Below are 13,539 nucleotides of genomic sequence, written 5' to 3' on the forward strand. Positions count from 1 at the left end.
CGACATGCAAAAGATTCGTCGTGACGACGAGATCATCGTGATCGCCGGCAAAGACAAAGGTAAGCGCGGTAAGGTGCTGAAGGTTCTTGCTGACAACCGTCTGGTTGTTGGTGGTCTGAACCTGGTCAAGCGTCATACCAAGCCTAACCCGATGTCGGGCGTACAGGGCGGTATCGTCGAGAAAGAAGCGCCACTGCACGCTTCCAACGTCGCCATCTTCAATGGCGAAACCAACAAGGCTGACCGCGTTGGTTTCAAAGTAGAAGACGGTAAGAAAATTCGTGTCTTCAAGTCGACCCAAAAAGCGGTTGATGCTTGAACACTGCTAGGTAGAAGACCATGGCACGACTAAAAGAGATTTACCGGAAGGAAATCGCTCCGAAACTTAAGGAAGAACTTAAGCTTTCGAACGTGATGGAAGTTCCGCGCGTTACAAAAATCACCCTGAACATGGGTCTGGGCGAAGCTATCGGCGACAAAAAAGTCATCGAGCACGCTGTTGCTGACCTGGAAAAGATCACCGGCCAGAAAGTCGTTGTGACCTACGCTCGCAAATCCATCGCTGGCTTTAAAGTCCGTGAAGGTTGGCCGATCGGCGTCAAAGTGACTCTGCGCCGTGAGCGTATGTACGAGTTCCTGGATCGTCTGCTGTCGATCTCCCTGCCTCGGGTTCGCGACTTCCGCGGCCTGAATGCCAAGTCCTTCGATGGTCGTGGCAACTACAGCATGGGCGTGAAAGAGCAGATCATCTTCCCGGAAATCGACTACGACAAGATCGATGCTCTCCGCGGTCTGGACATTACCCTGACCACCACTGCCAAGAACGATGACGAAGGCCGCGCTCTGCTGCGTGCTTTCAAATTCCCGTTCCGCAACTGATTGGAGTAGGAAAATGGCCAAGAAGAGCATGAAAAACCGTGAGCTGAAGCGTCAGCTCACTGTTGCCAAGTACGCCACCAAGCGTGCAGCGCTGAAAGCTATCATCGTTGATCTGAACGCAAGTCCAGAAGCGCGTTGGGAAGCTACCGTAGCTCTGCAGAAGCAGCCTCGTGACGCAAGCGCTTCGCGCATGCGTAACCGCTGCCGCTTGACTGGTCGTCCGCACGGCGTTTACCGCAAGTTCGGCCTGGGCCGTAACAAGCTGCGTGAAGCTGCAATGCGTGGTGACGTTCCAGGTCTGGTTAAAGCCAGCTGGTAATTGCTGTCAAAGTCTCGATGGCTTGGTTCGCAAGAACCTGACCATCGGTGGCCTTGAACATGAATCAAGCCCCTTTTGGGGCTTGATTCATTTCTGGGGTGTGTCTAGAATGACCGGCTCGCCTGAGCCCGTGTTTTTTATGCCCGGAATTTCTCGGCGACAAGTAGTAGCCGCAAGGCTAATTTTTCTGTATTAGGAGCGTCTAGCCCATGAGTATGCAGGACCCGTTAGCGGACATGCTAACTCGAATCCGTAATGCCCAGATGGCTGAAAAGTCCGTCGTAAGCATGCCTTCTTCCACGTTGAAGGTGGCTGTAGCTAAAGTCCTGAAGGACGAAGGTTACATCGCGGGTTATCAGATCAGCAGCGAAACCAAGCCACTGCTGTCTATCGAGCTGAAATATTTCGAAGGCCGTCCGGTCATCGAAGAAGTCAAGCGCGTTAGCCGTCCAGGCCTGCGTCAGTACAAGTCCGTCGAAGAGCTGCCAAAAGTACGTGGCGGTCTCGGCGTGTCTATCGTCTCCACCAACAAAGGTGTGATGACTGATCGTGCTGCGCGCGCTGCCGGTGTCGGCGGCGAAGTTCTTTGCACTGTGTTCTAAGGGGGGATAAGCATGTCTCGCGTCGCTAAGAACCCCGTTAAGCTGCCAGCCGGTGTCGAAGTCAAATTCGCAGGCCAACAGCTTTCGGTGAAGGGTGCCAAGGGTACTCTTGAACTGAACGTCCATTCGTCCGTTGAAGTCGTTGAAGAAGCCGGTGAGCTGCGTTTTGCTGCTCGCAATGGCGATCAACAGACTCGCGCAATGGCCGGTACCACTCGTGCGTTGGTAAACAACATGGTCCAGGGCGTAAGCCAAGGCTTCGAGCGCAAGCTCCAGCTGGTCGGTGTTGGTTACAAAGCGCAAGCAAAAGGTCAGGTGCTGAACCTGGCTCTTGGCTTCTCGCACCCAGTGGATTACGAACTGCCGGAAGGCATCACCGCTGAGACTCCTAGCCAGACCGATATCCTGATCAAGGGCATCGACAAGCAGCTGGTAGGTCAAGTGGCCGCCGAGATCCGCGACTTCCGTCCACCAGAGCCGTACAAAGGCAAAGGTGTGCGCTACGCGGACGAAGTCGTCCGTCGTAAAGAAGCCAAGAAGAAGTAGGGCATAGCAAATGACCGACAAAAAAGTTACTCGACTGCGTCGCGCTCGCAAAGCACGCCTGAAAATGCACGAACTCGAAGTCGTGCGTCTCTGCGTGTTCCGCTCTTCGCAGCACATCTACGCCCAGGTCATTTCGGCCGACGGCAACAAAGTCCTGGCAAGCGCCTCGACTTTGGATAAAGAACTGCGTGATGGCGCCACTGGCAACATCGACGCGGCCACTAAGGTTGGCCAGCTGGTCGCTACGCGTGCTAAGGCCGCTGGCGTCTCGCAGGTGGCTTTCGACCGCTCTGGCTTCAAGTACCACGGCCGCGTTAAAGCGCTGGCTGATGCTGCTCGTGAAGCTGGGCTGGAGTTCTAAGTTATGTCAAATAACGACCAAAAGCGCGACGAAGGCTACATCGAGAAGCTGGTTCAAGTTAACCGCGTAGCCAAAACCGTTAAAGGCGGCCGTATCTTCACTTTCACCGCGTTGACCGTGGTTGGTGATGGTAAAGGGCGTGTTGGCTTCGGCCGTGGCAAGTCGCGTGAAGTGCCTGCTGCGATCCAGAAGGCAATGGAAGCTGCTCGCCGCAACATGATCCAGGTTGATCTGAACGGCACCACCCTGCAGTACGCAATGAAGTCTGCCCACGGCGCTTCGAAGGTGTACATGCAGCCTGCTTCTGAAGGTACCGGTATCATCGCAGGCGGCGCTATGCGTGCTGTCCTCGAAGTTGCTGGCGTTCAGAACGTTCTGGCCAAGTGCTACGGCTCGACTAACCCCGTAAACGTGGTTCACGCCACTTTCAAGGGTCTGAAGGCTATGCAGTCTCCTGAGTCCATTGCAGCCAAGCGTGGCCTGCGTGTTGAGGAGATCAAGTAATCATGGCTACCGTTAAAGTTACGCTGATCAAAAGCATGACCGGCCGCATCCCTAACCACAAACTGTGCGTTAAGGGTCTGGGTCTGCGTCGCATCGGTCACACTGTAGAAGTCCAGGATACTCCCGAGAATCGCGGGATGATCAACAAGGCTTACTACATGCTGCGTGTCGAGGGTTAATCGATGAAACTCAATGATCTGAGTCCAGCGCCGGGTTCCCGTCGCGAAAAGCATCGTCCGGGCCGTGGTATCGGTAGTGGTTTGGGTAAGACTGGTGGCCGTGGTCACAAAGGTCAGACTTCCCGCTCCGGTGGCACTATTGCTCCAGGCTTTGAAGGTGGTCAACAGCCACTGCATCGTCGCCTGCCGAAGTTCGGTTTCGTTTCCCTGAAGGCCATGGATCGCGCAGAAGTGCGTCTGTCCGAGCTGGCTAAAGTGGAAGGCGACATCGTCACCGTGCAGTCCCTGAAAGATGCCAACGTGATCAACGTCAACGTACAGCGTGTGAAAATCATGCTGTCCGGTGAAGTGACTCGCGCTGTCACTATCGGCAAGGGAATCGGCGCCACCAAAGGTGCGCGTGCGGCTATCGAAGCAGCTGGCGGCAAGTTCGAGGAATAAATGGCTAAGCAAGGTGCTCTCTCTGCGCTCGGCAAAGGCGGTATGTCTGAACTTTGGGCTCGTCTGCGTTTTCTGTTCCTGGCGATTATCGTCTACCGAATAGGCGCACACATCCCGGTTCCAGGTATCAATCCGGACCGACTCGCAGACCTGTTTCGACAGAATGAGGGGACCATTCTTAGCTTGTTCAACATGTTTTCCGGCGGCGCGCTGGAGCGGATGAGCATCTTTGCACTGGGGATCATGCCGTATATTTCGGCATCGATCATCATGCAGCTGATGACCGCTGTCAGCCCGCAGCTGGAGCAGTTGAAGAAGGAAGGTGAAGCTGGCCGTCGCAAGATCAGCCAGTACACCCGCTACGGCACCGTCGTCCTCGCTCTCGTCCAGGCCATTGGCATGTCCATTGGTCTGGCGGGGCAGGGCGTTGCGTTCACTGGTGACTTTGGCTTCCATTTCGTCGCGGTCTCCACGTTTGTGGCTGGCGCGATGTTCATGATGTGGCTGGGTGAGCAGATTACTGAGCGTGGTGTAGGCAACGGTATCTCGATGTTGATTTTTTCGGGTATCGTCGCCGGTCTTCCGAGAGCAATCGGGCAGTCTTTCGAGTCTGCACGTCAGGGCGATATCAACATCTTCGCTTTGGTTGCCATCGGTTTGCTGGCAGTAGCGATTATCGGTTTCGTGGTGTTCATTGAGCGTGGTCAGCGGCGTATCGCTGTTCACTACGCCAAGCGTCAGCAGGGCCGAAAGGTTTTTGCTGCGCAGACAAGCCACTTGCCGCTGAAGGTGAACATGGCCGGTGTTATTCCGGCTATTTTCGCGAGCAGCATTTTGCTGTTTCCGGCTTCGTTGGGTGCCTGGTTTGGTCAGTCTGAAGGTATGGGCTGGTTGCAGGACATCTCGCAGTCGATCGCTCCTGGTCAGCCGTTGAATATTCTGCTGTTTAGTGCAGGGATTATTTTCTTCTGCTTCTTCTATACGGCGTTGATGTTCAATCCGAAAGACGTAGCGGAAAACCTGAAGAAGTCCGGTGCCTTTATTCCGGGCATCCGTCCAGGTGAGCAGTCCGCACGCTATATTGATGGCGTTCTGACTCGCTTGACCATGTTCGGTGCTCTTTACATGACGGCCGTGTGCTTGTTGCCCCAGTTCCTGGTGGTTGCAGCAAACGTTCCGTTCTACCTTGGCGGGACCTCGTTGCTGATCGTGGTCGTGGTTGTGATGGACTTCATGTCCCAAGTACAATCGCACCTCGTTTCGCACCAGTACGAATCCCTGATGAAGAAAGCCAACCTGAAGGGTTACGGCAGCGGCATGTTGCGCTGAGTACCCATAAGGTTCGAGGAGTTGGTGATGAAAGTTCGTGCATCGGTGAAAAAGCTGTGCCGTAACTGCAAGATTATTCGCCGCGAAGGTGTTGTTCGAGTAATTTGCAGCGCGGAACCGCGTCACAAACAGCGCCAAGGCTGAGTGTGATTGTGCTTCAAGCCCGGTAGCTAGTGCGCTACCGGGTTGATTATTTGTTATTACAGCGATATTATCTCGCGCCCTATTTCTTGGCTTCCGGGGCGTAGGTAGCTGTCAATTGGAGTCCCACTGAATGGCCCGTATTGCAGGCGTTAACATTCCAGATAACAAGCATACTGTTATCTCGCTGACCTACATCTATGGTGTTGGTCGCACTACTGCACAGAAGATCTGTGCAGAGACTGGGGTAAACCCAGCCGCAAAGATCAAGGATCTGAGCGACGAGCAGATTGAACAGCTGCGTGGCGAAGTGGCGAAGTTCACCACTGAAGGTGACCTGCGTCGCGAAATCAACATGAAAATCAAGCGCTTGATGGACCTCGGTTGCTATCGCGGTCTGCGTCATCGTCGTGGTCTGCCAGTACGCGGTCAGCGTACCAAGACCAACGCGCGTACCCGTAAAGGTCCGCGTAAGCCGATCCGCAAGTAATCGCCCCAGCGAATCGACAGGAATTTAATCATGGCAAAACCTGCTGCTCGTCCTCGTAAAAAAGTTAAAAAGACAGTGGTTGATGGCATCGCCCACATCCATGCCTCTTTTAACAACACCATCGTGACCATCACCGACCGTCAAGGTAACGCTCTTTCCTGGGCTACCTCCGGTGGTTCGGGTTTCCGCGGTTCCCGCAAGTCCACCCCGTTCGCTGCTCAAGTAGCTGCTGAGCGTGCTGGTCAAGCTGCGCTGGAATACGGCCTGAAAAACCTCGACGTGAACGTCAAGGGCCCAGGTCCAGGTCGTGAATCCGCAGTCCGCGCTTTGAACGGCTGTGGCTACAAGATCGCCAGCATCACCGACGTGACGCCAATCCCGCACAACGGGTGCCGTCCGCCGAAGAAGCGCCGCGTGTAATCCAGGAGATTGTAAAGAATGGCTCGTTACATTGGTCCAAAATGCAAACTCGCTCGTCGCGAAGGCACCGATCTCTTCCTGAAGAGCGGCGTGCGCGCGATCGAATCGAAGTGCAACATTGAAGCAGCACCTGGTATCCACGGCCAGCGCCGCGGTCGCCAGTCCGATTACGGCACCCAACTGCGCGAAAAGCAGAAGGTCCGTCGTATCTACGGCGTTCTCGAGCGTCAGTTCAGCGGCTACTACAAAGCTGCTGCCAGCAAGAAAGGTGCAACCGGTGAAAACCTGCTGCAACTGCTCGAATGCCGTCTGGACAACGTTGTATACCGTATGGGCTTCGGTTCGACTCGTGCCGAATCCCGTCAGCTGGTATCGCACAAGTCGATCAGCGTTAACGGTCAGACCGTAAACGTTCCGTCCTACCAGGTTCGTGCTGGTGACGTGGTTGCTGTTCGCGAGAAGGCAAAGAACCAACTTCGCATTGTCCAAGCTCTCGAGCTGTGCGCCCAACGTGGTCGCGTAGAATGGGTAGAGGTAGATGCTGAGAAGAAGTCGGGCGTTTTCAAGAACGTTCCTGCTCGCAGTGATCTGTCCGCCGACATCAACGAAAGCCTGATTGTCGAGCTCTACTCCAAGTAAGTAAGGGCTAGAAAATAGGTGCATCCATGCAGATTTCGGTAAATGAGTTCCTGACACCCCGCCACATTGATGTGCAGGTTGTCAGTCCAACCCGCGCCAAGATCACTCTCGAGCCTCTCGAGCGTGGTTTTGGCCACACCCTGGGCAACGCGCTGCGCCGCATCCTGTTGTCCTCAATGCCCGGCTGCGCAGTAGTCGAGGCCGAGATTGACGGTGTGCTCCACGAGTACAGCGCCATCGAAGGTGTACAGGAAGACGTAATTGAAATCCTGTTGAACCTTAAAGGTCTGGCCATCAAGCTGCACGGTCGTGACGAAGTTACGCTGACCTTGTCGAAGAAGGGTTCGGGGGTGGTTACCGCTGCCGATATTCAGCTGGATCATGATGTCGAGATCGTTAATCCCGATCACGTAATCGCTAACCTGGCGTCTAACGGCGCCCTGAACATGAAGCTCACCGTAGCTCGTGGTCGTGGTTATGAACCAGCCGACTCGCGTCAGAGCGATGAAGACGAAAGCCGCAGCATCGGTCGCTTGCAGCTCGACTCTTCGTTCAGCCCGGTTCGCCGTATCGCATACGTGGTGGAAAACGCCCGTGTCGAGCAGCGTACCAACCTGGACAAGCTGGTTATTGATCTGGAAACCAACGGTACTCTGGATCCTGAAGAGGCTATCCGCCGTGCTGCAACCATCCTGCAACAGCAGTTGGCTGCGTTCGTCGACCTCAAAGGTGACAGTGAGCCAGTGGTTGTCGAGCAGGAAGACGAGATCGATCCGATCCTGCTTCGCCCGGTTGACGATCTGGAACTGACTGTACGTTCGGCTAACTGCCTTAAGGCGGAAAACATCTACTACATCGGTGACCTGATTCAGCGTACCGAAGTAGAGCTGTTGAAGACTCCGAACCTGGGCAAGAAATCCTTGACCGAAATCAAGGACGTTCTGGCCTCCCGCGGTCTGTCCCTCGGCATGCGCCTCGACAACTGGCCGCCTGCAAGTCTTAAGAAGGACGACAAGGCGACTGCCTGATCGTCGTAATCACCGAACGTAGTGTTTGGTAAGGAATGAACCATGCGTCATCGTAAAAGTGGGCGTCACCTGAGCCGCACCAGCTCGCACCGCAAGGCCATGTTCCAAAACATGGCGGTGTCGCTGTTCGAGCACGAGCTGATCAAAACTACTCTGCCAAAAGCCAAAGAACTGCGCCGCGTTGCCGAGCCGCTGATCACTCTGGCCAAGACAGACAGCGTTGCTAACCGTCGTCTGGCTTTCGACCGTACTCGTTCGAAAGCTATCGTTGGTAAGCTCTTCAACGACCTGGGCAAGCGTTACGCTACCCGTGAGGGTGGCTACCTGCGCATCCTCAAGTGCGGTTTCCGCGCTGGCGACAACGCGCCTATGGCGTACGTCGAACTGGTTGATCGTGCTGTCGGCGGTGAAGCTGTATCCGCTGAGTAAGACATCAGTCTGAAACAAGGAACCGGGCCTAGTGCCCGGTTTTTTGTGCCTGTAAGAAATGCGCTGTTCGTACAAGTTTCTAACCTGTTTGGGTCTGCACTATATGCGGGGAGTTATCGTTAGTTTTTCTCTATTGATGACTATAAGTTAATGAATTTGTGGCTGTCATATTGATGATCGATACTCCCCAACAAGCCGATTAGCCGGCAGTTCAAGACCGATAGAGGAAGAAGATCGCATGAGCCAGAACAAGACGCTTACGACCGCCAGTGGCGCACCTGTCGCCGATAACCAGAACTCTCGCTCCGCTGGCCCTCGTGGCCCTTTGCTGCTCGATGACTTCCATTTGATCGAAAAGCTTGCTCACTTCAACCGGGAAAATATTCCTGAGCGCCGTGTACACGCCAAGGGTTCGGGTGCCTACGGGACTTTCACCGTGACCCGTGACATTACGCAGTACACCAACGCCAAACTGTTTTCTGTTGTCGGCAAACAAACCCCGACCTTTCTGCGTTTTTCAACAGTGGGTGGCGAGCGTGGTTCGGCCGATACCGAACGCGATCCGCGTGGCTTTGCACTCAAGTTTTATACCGAAGAAGGCAACTGGGACATCGTTGGGAATAACACGCCAGTGTTCTTCATTCGCGATCCGCTGAAATTCCCTGACTTTATTCATACCCAGAAACGCCTGCCGCAAAGCAACCTGAAAAGTGCGCAGATGATGTGGGACTTCTGGTCGCATTCGCCTGAGGCGCTGCACCAGGTCACCATTCTGTTCTCCGATCGCGGCATTCCGGACGGCTATCGCCATATGCATGGTTTTGGCAGTCACACCTACAGCCTGATCAACGCACAAGGTGAGCGTCATTGGGTGAAATGGCACTACAAGACCAAACAAGGCATCAAGAACCTCGCGCCGGCAGAGGCGGCGCGCCTGGCGGGCACAGATCCCGATTACGCACAGCGTGATTTGTTCGAAGCGATCGAGCGCGGTGATTTCCCGAAATGGCGCGTTTGCATCCAGATCATGACTGAAGCCCAGGCTGCTGCGCACTACGAGAACCCGTTCGACGTGACCAAGACCTGGTCGCAAAAGGAGTTTCCACTGATCGAAGTGGGTGAGCTGGAATTGAACCGTAATCCGCTCAACTACTTTGCCGAGGTCGAGCAAGCGGCGTTCGGTCCAAGCAACATGGTGCCCGGTGTCGGTCTGTCACCAGATCGCATGCTGCAAGGTCGTGTGTTTGCTTACGCCGATGCCCACCGCTACCGCGTCGGCACCAACCACCAGCAACTGCCGGTGAATGCGCCGCGCAGCCCGGTGAACACCTATCAGCGCGACGGTTCGATGGCCTTTGGCAACAACGGTGGAGCTGCGCCGAACTACGAGCCAAACAGCTACGTAGAGTCGCCTAAGCAAGCGCCGCACTATGCCGAGCCTGCACTGGCCCTGAGCGGCGCGGCTGATCGCTACGATCACCGTGAAGACACCGACTACTACAGTCACGCCGGTGCGCTGTTCCGCTTGATGAGCGATGAGCAGAAAGCGTTGCTGGTCAGCAACATCGCCGGTGCGATGGCAAGTGTTTCGAGTGATGTCGTCGATCGTCAGCTGCAGCATTTCTACAAGGCCGATCCGGCGTACGGAGAAGCAATCGCCAAGCTGCTCAACGTACAGCTTAACGAAGTCTAAACGAGAAGCAGAACCGCCCTCATTAGGGCGGTTTTTGCGTTATTTAGGCTGCTTTTCTCAGAATTTCTTCGCTTTTATTGCGCGAAGTGAGTGACCTTCCAGTCAGGTTGGTTCAAACTACAGACTTTCAAGCAGGGAGATGTAGGGCGATGCAAGGCCACCCAGACGTTATCGATTACCTCAACACGTTGCTGACCGGCGAACTGGCCGCGCGTGACCAATATTTTGTTCACTCGCGGATGTATGAGGACTGGGGATTCACCAAGCTCTACGAACGAATCAACCACGAGATGGAAGAAGAGGCCGGTCATGCCGATGCGCTGATGCGCCGGATTCTGATGCTCGAAGGCACTCCGCGCATGCGCCCGGATGACCTGGACGTCGGCACCTCCGTGCCGGAAATGCTCGAAGCGGATCTGCGCCTCGAATACAAGGTGCGCGCCGCGCTGTGCAAGGGCATCGAACTGTGCGAACAGCACGGCGACTATGTCAGCCGCGAGATCCTGCGGGTGCAGCTCAATGACACCGAAGAAGATCACACCTACTGGCTGGAAAAGCAGCTGGGCCTGATCAAGCTGATCGGTATCCAGAACTACCTGCAGTCCCACGCGTCCTGATTGCAGCCGATACAAAACAGCCCCTGTCACTGACGAAGTGACAGGGGCTTTTTCATGCCTGGCAATCAGGCCCGATCGCGGATCAGCAGCGGCTTGAGGTAATGCCCGGTGTGAGACTGTTTCATCTCGGCCACTTCCTCCGGCGTACCGGTGGCGATGATCTGTCCGCCTTTCGAGCCACCCTCAGGGCCAAGATCCACCAGCCAGTCGGCGGTCTTGATCACGTCGAGGTTGTGTTCGATCACCACCACGGTGTTGCCGTGGTCGCGCAGGCGATGCAGTACGTCGAGCAATTGCTGGATATCCGCGAAGTGCAGACCGGTGGTCGGCTCATCGAGGATGTACAGGGTTTTGCCGGTATCGCGCTTGGACAGCTCGCGGGACAACTTGACCCGCTGGGCCTCACCGCCGGACAGCGTGGTCGCCGACTGCCCTAGCTTGATGTACGACAAGCCCACATCCATCAGCGTTTGAAGCTTGCGCGCCAGCGCCGGCACCGCGTCGAAGAACTCCCGCGCTTCCTCGATAGTCATCTCGAGGGTTTCGTGGATGCTCTTGCCCTTGTATTTGATCTCGAGGGTTTCGCGGTTGTAGCGCTTGCTCTTGCACACGTCGCATGGGACGTAGATGTCCGGCAGGAAGTGCATTTCCACTTTGATCAGGCCATCGCCCTGGCAGGCTTCGCAGCGACCGCCCTTGACGTTGAACGAGAAACGCCCCGGGCCGTAACCACGGGAGCGGGACTCGGGCACGCCGGCGAACAGTTCGCGAATCGGCGTGAACAGCCCGGTGTAGGTCGCCGGGTTGGAGCGCGGCGTGCGACCGATCGGGCTCTGGTCGATGTCGACGACCTTGTCCAGATGTTCCAGGCCCTTGATGCTGTCGTGGGCTGCCGCTTCCAGGGTGGTCGCGCCATTGAGCGCCGTGGCGCTCAGTGGGAACAGCGTGTTGTTGATCAGCGTCGATTTGCCGGAGCCGGAGACGCCGGTCACGCAAGTCAGCAGGCCGATCGGGATTTCCAGGTCGACGTTGCGCAGGTTGTTGCCCCGCGCGCCCTTGAGCGACAGCACCTGCTTCTTGTTGCGCGGTGTGCGCTTGGCCGGCACTTCGATCTTGACCCGGCCCGACAGGTATTTGCCGGTCAGCGAGTCCGGGTGCGCCATGACTTCGCCTGGTGTGCCTTCGGCGACGATCTGTCCCCCGTGAACACCGGCGCCCGGGCCGATATCCACTACGTAGTCGGCCAGGCGGATCGCGTCTTCGTCGTGCTCGACCACAATCACCGTGTTGCCGATGTCGCGCAGGTGCTTGAGGGTGCCGAGCAGACGATCGTTGTCGCGCTGGTGCAGACCAATCGACGGCTCGTCGAGGATGTACAGAACACCCACCAGGCCTGCGCCGATCTGACTGGCCAGACGAATCCGCTGCGCCTCGCCGCCGGACAATGTATCGGCACTGCGATCCAGCGACAGATAGTCCAGGCCGACGTTGACCAGAAACTGCAGGCGTTCACGGATCTCCTTGAGAATCTTGTCGGCGATTTCGCCACGGCGGCCGGTCATCTTCAGCGCGCCGAAGTAATCGCAGGCGTCGCCGATCGGCAGGTTGGTCACCGCCGGCAGGGTTTTCTCGCCCACCCACACGTGCCGCGCTTCGCGACGCAGGCGGGTGCCACGGCAATCCGGGCACGACTGGGTGCTGAGGAACTTCGCCAGTTCTTCACGCACGCTGGCCGATTCGGTTTCGCGGTAGCGGCGCTCAAGGTTCGGCACGATGCCTTCGAACGGGTGCGAGCGTTTGACGATGTCGCCCCGGTCGTTGAGGTATTTGAAATCGACGTTCTGCGAACCACTGCCGTGCAGGATGAACTTCTGCTGATCGGCCGGCAGCTCGTTGAACGGCTGCTCCAGACTGAAGCCGTAATGCGCGGCCAGTGAGCCGAGCATCTGGAAGTAATAGACGTTGCGCCTGTCCCAGCCACGGATCGCGCCTTCGGCCAGGGTCAAATCACCGTTGACCAGTCGCTTGATGTCGAAGAACTGCTTCACCCCCAGACCATCGCAGGTCGGGCAGGCGCCGGCCGGGTTGTTGAAGGAAAACAGCTTGGGTTCCAGCTCGCTGATCGCGTGGCCGCAGACCGGGCAGGCGAAGCGCGCGGAGAAGATCATCTCTTCGCCCGGTTCATCGTCCATCGGCGCCACCAGGGCAATGCCGTCGGCCAGCTTCAGCGCGGTTTCGAAGGATTCGGCCAGACGCTGCTGCAGGTCGGCGCGAACCTTGAAACGGTCGACCACCACTTCGATCGTGTGCTTCTTCTGTTTATCCAGTTTTGGCAGTTCGTCCAGCTCGCACAGCCGGCCATTGACCCGAGCCCGGACGAAGCCCTGGGCACGCAGTTCCTCGAATACCGACAGGTGCTCGCCCTTGCGCTCGCGGATCACCGGCGCCAGCAGCATCAGCTTGCTGCCTTCCGGCTGAGCCAGCACCAGGTCGACCATCTGGCTGACGGTCTGCGCTTCCAGCGGGATGTCGTGATCCGGGCAGCGTGGCGTACCGACGCGCGCATAAAGCAGACGCAGGTAGTCGTAGATTTCGGTGATGGTGCCGACCGTGGAACGCGGGTTGTGCGAGGTCGACTTCTGTTCGATGGAGATCGCCGGCGACAGGCCTTCGATGGTGTCGACGTCGGGTTTTTCCATCATCGACAGGAACTGTCGGGCATAGGCCGACAGGGATTCGACATAGCGGCGCTGACCTTCGGCGTACAGCGTGTCGAAGGCCAGGGACGACTTGCCGGATCCGGACAGGCCGGTGATGACGATCAGTTTGTCCCGTGGCAGGGTCAGGTCGATGTTCTTCAGGTTGTGGGTACGGGCCCCACGAATCAGGATCTTGTCCAAAATGGCCTCGCTCGGCGGGCGT

Annotated in this window: 19 protein-coding genes; 18 read left to right on the forward strand and 1 reads right to left on the reverse strand. The window is 56.7% G+C overall.

Going from position 1 to position 13,539, the window contains the following annotated elements:
* The first annotated feature begins 4 nt into the window (after positions 1 to 4).
* From rplX to bfr, 18 genes are all read left to right on the forward strand, one after another.
* Positions 5 to 319 carry a 50S ribosomal protein L24 gene (rplX, locus tag L6D81_RS13625; protein WP_003186046.1) on the forward strand — a complete coding sequence of 105 codons (315 nt, stop codon included), beginning with the start codon at positions 5 to 7 and terminating at the stop codon, positions 317 to 319.
* A gap of 20 nt (positions 320 to 339) precedes the next feature.
* Positions 340 to 879 (forward strand): 50S ribosomal protein L5, encoded by a 540-nt coding sequence (gene rplE, locus L6D81_RS13630; protein ID WP_003210069.1) that lies wholly within the window; start codon positions 340 to 342, stop codon positions 877 to 879.
* Between the two features lie 13 nt (positions 880 to 892).
* Positions 893 to 1,198 carry a 30S ribosomal protein S14 gene (gene rpsN / locus L6D81_RS13635; protein WP_003228726.1) on the forward strand — a complete coding sequence of 102 codons (306 nt, stop codon included), beginning with the start codon at positions 893 to 895 and terminating at the stop codon, positions 1,196 to 1,198.
* A 209-nt stretch (positions 1,199 to 1,407) separates the two neighbouring features.
* Positions 1,408 to 1,800 carry a 30S ribosomal protein S8 gene (gene rpsH / locus L6D81_RS13640; RefSeq protein WP_011336171.1) on the forward strand — a complete coding sequence of 131 codons (393 nt, stop codon included), beginning with the start codon at positions 1,408 to 1,410 and terminating at the stop codon, positions 1,798 to 1,800.
* Positions 1,801 to 1,812: 12 nt separating this feature from the next.
* Positions 1,813 to 2,346: a 50S ribosomal protein L6 gene (rplF, locus tag L6D81_RS13645; protein WP_011336170.1), complete on the forward strand. Its 534-nt coding sequence runs from the start codon at positions 1,813 to 1,815 to the stop codon at positions 2,344 to 2,346.
* Between the two features lie 10 nt (positions 2,347 to 2,356).
* The gene (gene rplR / locus L6D81_RS13650; protein WP_003186037.1) at positions 2,357 to 2,707 is read left to right on the forward strand and encodes a 50S ribosomal protein L18; all 351 of its coding nucleotides are present in this window, start codon (positions 2,357 to 2,359) and stop codon (positions 2,705 to 2,707) included.
* 3 nt (positions 2,708 to 2,710) lie between these two features.
* Positions 2,711 to 3,211, forward strand: coding sequence for a 30S ribosomal protein S5 (rpsE, locus tag L6D81_RS13655; protein WP_007955637.1), 501 nt, complete (start codon positions 2,711 to 2,713; stop codon positions 3,209 to 3,211).
* 2 nt (positions 3,212 to 3,213) lie between these two features.
* Positions 3,214 to 3,390 carry a 50S ribosomal protein L30 gene (rpmD, locus tag L6D81_RS13660; RefSeq protein ID WP_003176408.1) on the forward strand — a complete coding sequence of 59 codons (177 nt, stop codon included), beginning with the start codon at positions 3,214 to 3,216 and terminating at the stop codon, positions 3,388 to 3,390.
* 3 nt (positions 3,391 to 3,393) lie between these two features.
* A complete protein-coding gene (gene rplO, locus L6D81_RS13665) occupies positions 3,394 to 3,831 on the forward strand; it encodes a 50S ribosomal protein L15 (protein ID WP_003228720.1) in 438 nt (145 codons plus the stop codon).
* Entirely contained in the window at positions 3,832 to 5,160 is a 1,329-nt protein-coding gene (gene secY / locus L6D81_RS13670) for a preprotein translocase subunit SecY (RefSeq protein ID WP_003228718.1), read from the forward strand.
* A 27-nt stretch (positions 5,161 to 5,187) separates the two neighbouring features.
* Entirely contained in the window at positions 5,188 to 5,304 is a 117-nt protein-coding gene (gene rpmJ, locus L6D81_RS13675) for a 50S ribosomal protein L36 (RefSeq protein ID WP_002555468.1), read from the forward strand.
* A 130-nt stretch (positions 5,305 to 5,434) separates the two neighbouring features.
* A complete protein-coding gene (gene rpsM, locus L6D81_RS13680; protein WP_009045849.1) occupies positions 5,435 to 5,791 on the forward strand; it encodes a 30S ribosomal protein S13 in 357 nt (118 codons plus the stop codon).
* A 30-nt stretch (positions 5,792 to 5,821) separates the two neighbouring features.
* A complete protein-coding gene (rpsK, locus tag L6D81_RS13685) occupies positions 5,822 to 6,211 on the forward strand; it encodes a 30S ribosomal protein S11 (RefSeq protein WP_002555466.1) in 390 nt (129 codons plus the stop codon).
* An 18-nt stretch (positions 6,212 to 6,229) separates the two neighbouring features.
* Positions 6,230 to 6,850, forward strand: coding sequence for a 30S ribosomal protein S4 (gene rpsD / locus L6D81_RS13690; RefSeq protein WP_011336168.1), 621 nt, complete (start codon positions 6,230 to 6,232; stop codon positions 6,848 to 6,850).
* 26 nt (positions 6,851 to 6,876) lie between these two features.
* Entirely contained in the window at positions 6,877 to 7,878 is a 1,002-nt protein-coding gene (locus L6D81_RS13695; protein WP_003186012.1) for a DNA-directed RNA polymerase subunit alpha, read from the forward strand.
* A 42-nt stretch (positions 7,879 to 7,920) separates the two neighbouring features.
* Positions 7,921 to 8,307, forward strand: coding sequence for a 50S ribosomal protein L17 (rplQ, locus tag L6D81_RS13700; RefSeq protein ID WP_007955635.1), 387 nt, complete (start codon positions 7,921 to 7,923; stop codon positions 8,305 to 8,307).
* A 238-nt stretch (positions 8,308 to 8,545) separates the two neighbouring features.
* Complete coding sequence (locus tag L6D81_RS13705; RefSeq protein WP_236180128.1) at positions 8,546 to 10,000, forward strand: catalase; 1,455 nt, start codon at positions 8,546 to 8,548, stop codon at positions 9,998 to 10,000.
* 149 nt (positions 10,001 to 10,149) lie between these two features.
* Complete coding sequence (bfr, locus tag L6D81_RS13710; protein WP_236180130.1) at positions 10,150 to 10,617, forward strand: bacterioferritin; 468 nt, start codon at positions 10,150 to 10,152, stop codon at positions 10,615 to 10,617.
* 65 nt (positions 10,618 to 10,682) lie between these two features.
* Here the strand turns inward: bfr and uvrA are convergent, their stop codons facing one another.
* Complete coding sequence (uvrA, locus tag L6D81_RS13715) at positions 10,683 to 13,517, reverse strand: excinuclease ABC subunit UvrA (RefSeq protein ID WP_236180132.1); 2,835 nt, start codon at positions 13,515 to 13,517, stop codon at positions 10,683 to 10,685.
* Positions 13,518 to 13,539: the final 22 nt, after the last annotated feature.

Source organism: Pseudomonas sputi (assembly GCF_021603585.1).
Taxonomy (GTDB): Bacteria; Pseudomonadota; Gammaproteobacteria; order Pseudomonadales; family Pseudomonadaceae; genus Aquipseudomonas; species Aquipseudomonas sputi.

Excerpts from the sequence above, each read along its gene's own strand:
- rplX (WP_003186046.1), top strand. The coding sequence starts at position 5 with ATGCAAAAGATTCGTCGTGACGACGAGATCATCGTGATCGCCGGCAAA.
- rplE (WP_003210069.1), top strand. The coding sequence starts at position 340 with ATGGCACGACTAAAAGAGATTTACCGGAAGGAAATCGCTCCGAAACTT.
- rpsN (WP_003228726.1), top strand. The coding sequence starts at position 893 with ATGGCCAAGAAGAGCATGAAAAACCGTGAGCTGAAGCGTCAGCTCACT.
- rpsH (WP_011336171.1), top strand. The coding sequence starts at position 1,408 with ATGAGTATGCAGGACCCGTTAGCGGACATGCTAACTCGAATCCGTAAT.
- rplF (WP_011336170.1), top strand. The coding sequence starts at position 1,813 with ATGTCTCGCGTCGCTAAGAACCCCGTTAAGCTGCCAGCCGGTGTCGAA.
- rplR (WP_003186037.1), top strand. The coding sequence starts at position 2,357 with ATGACCGACAAAAAAGTTACTCGACTGCGTCGCGCTCGCAAAGCACGC.
- rpsE (WP_007955637.1), top strand. The coding sequence starts at position 2,711 with ATGTCAAATAACGACCAAAAGCGCGACGAAGGCTACATCGAGAAGCTG.
- rpmD (WP_003176408.1), top strand. The coding sequence starts at position 3,214 with ATGGCTACCGTTAAAGTTACGCTGATCAAAAGCATGACCGGCCGCATC.
- rplO (WP_003228720.1), top strand. The coding sequence starts at position 3,394 with ATGAAACTCAATGATCTGAGTCCAGCGCCGGGTTCCCGTCGCGAAAAG.
- secY (WP_003228718.1), top strand. The coding sequence starts at position 3,832 with ATGGCTAAGCAAGGTGCTCTCTCTGCGCTCGGCAAAGGCGGTATGTCT.
- rpmJ (WP_002555468.1), top strand. The coding sequence starts at position 5,188 with ATGAAAGTTCGTGCATCGGTGAAAAAGCTGTGCCGTAACTGCAAGATT.
- rpsM (WP_009045849.1), top strand. The coding sequence starts at position 5,435 with ATGGCCCGTATTGCAGGCGTTAACATTCCAGATAACAAGCATACTGTT.
- rpsK (WP_002555466.1), top strand. The coding sequence starts at position 5,822 with ATGGCAAAACCTGCTGCTCGTCCTCGTAAAAAAGTTAAAAAGACAGTG.
- rpsD (WP_011336168.1), top strand. The coding sequence starts at position 6,230 with ATGGCTCGTTACATTGGTCCAAAATGCAAACTCGCTCGTCGCGAAGGC.
- L6D81_RS13695 (WP_003186012.1), top strand. The coding sequence starts at position 6,877 with ATGCAGATTTCGGTAAATGAGTTCCTGACACCCCGCCACATTGATGTG.
- rplQ (WP_007955635.1), top strand. The coding sequence starts at position 7,921 with ATGCGTCATCGTAAAAGTGGGCGTCACCTGAGCCGCACCAGCTCGCAC.
- L6D81_RS13705 (WP_236180128.1), top strand. The coding sequence starts at position 8,546 with ATGAGCCAGAACAAGACGCTTACGACCGCCAGTGGCGCACCTGTCGCC.
- bfr (WP_236180130.1), top strand. The coding sequence starts at position 10,150 with ATGCAAGGCCACCCAGACGTTATCGATTACCTCAACACGTTGCTGACC.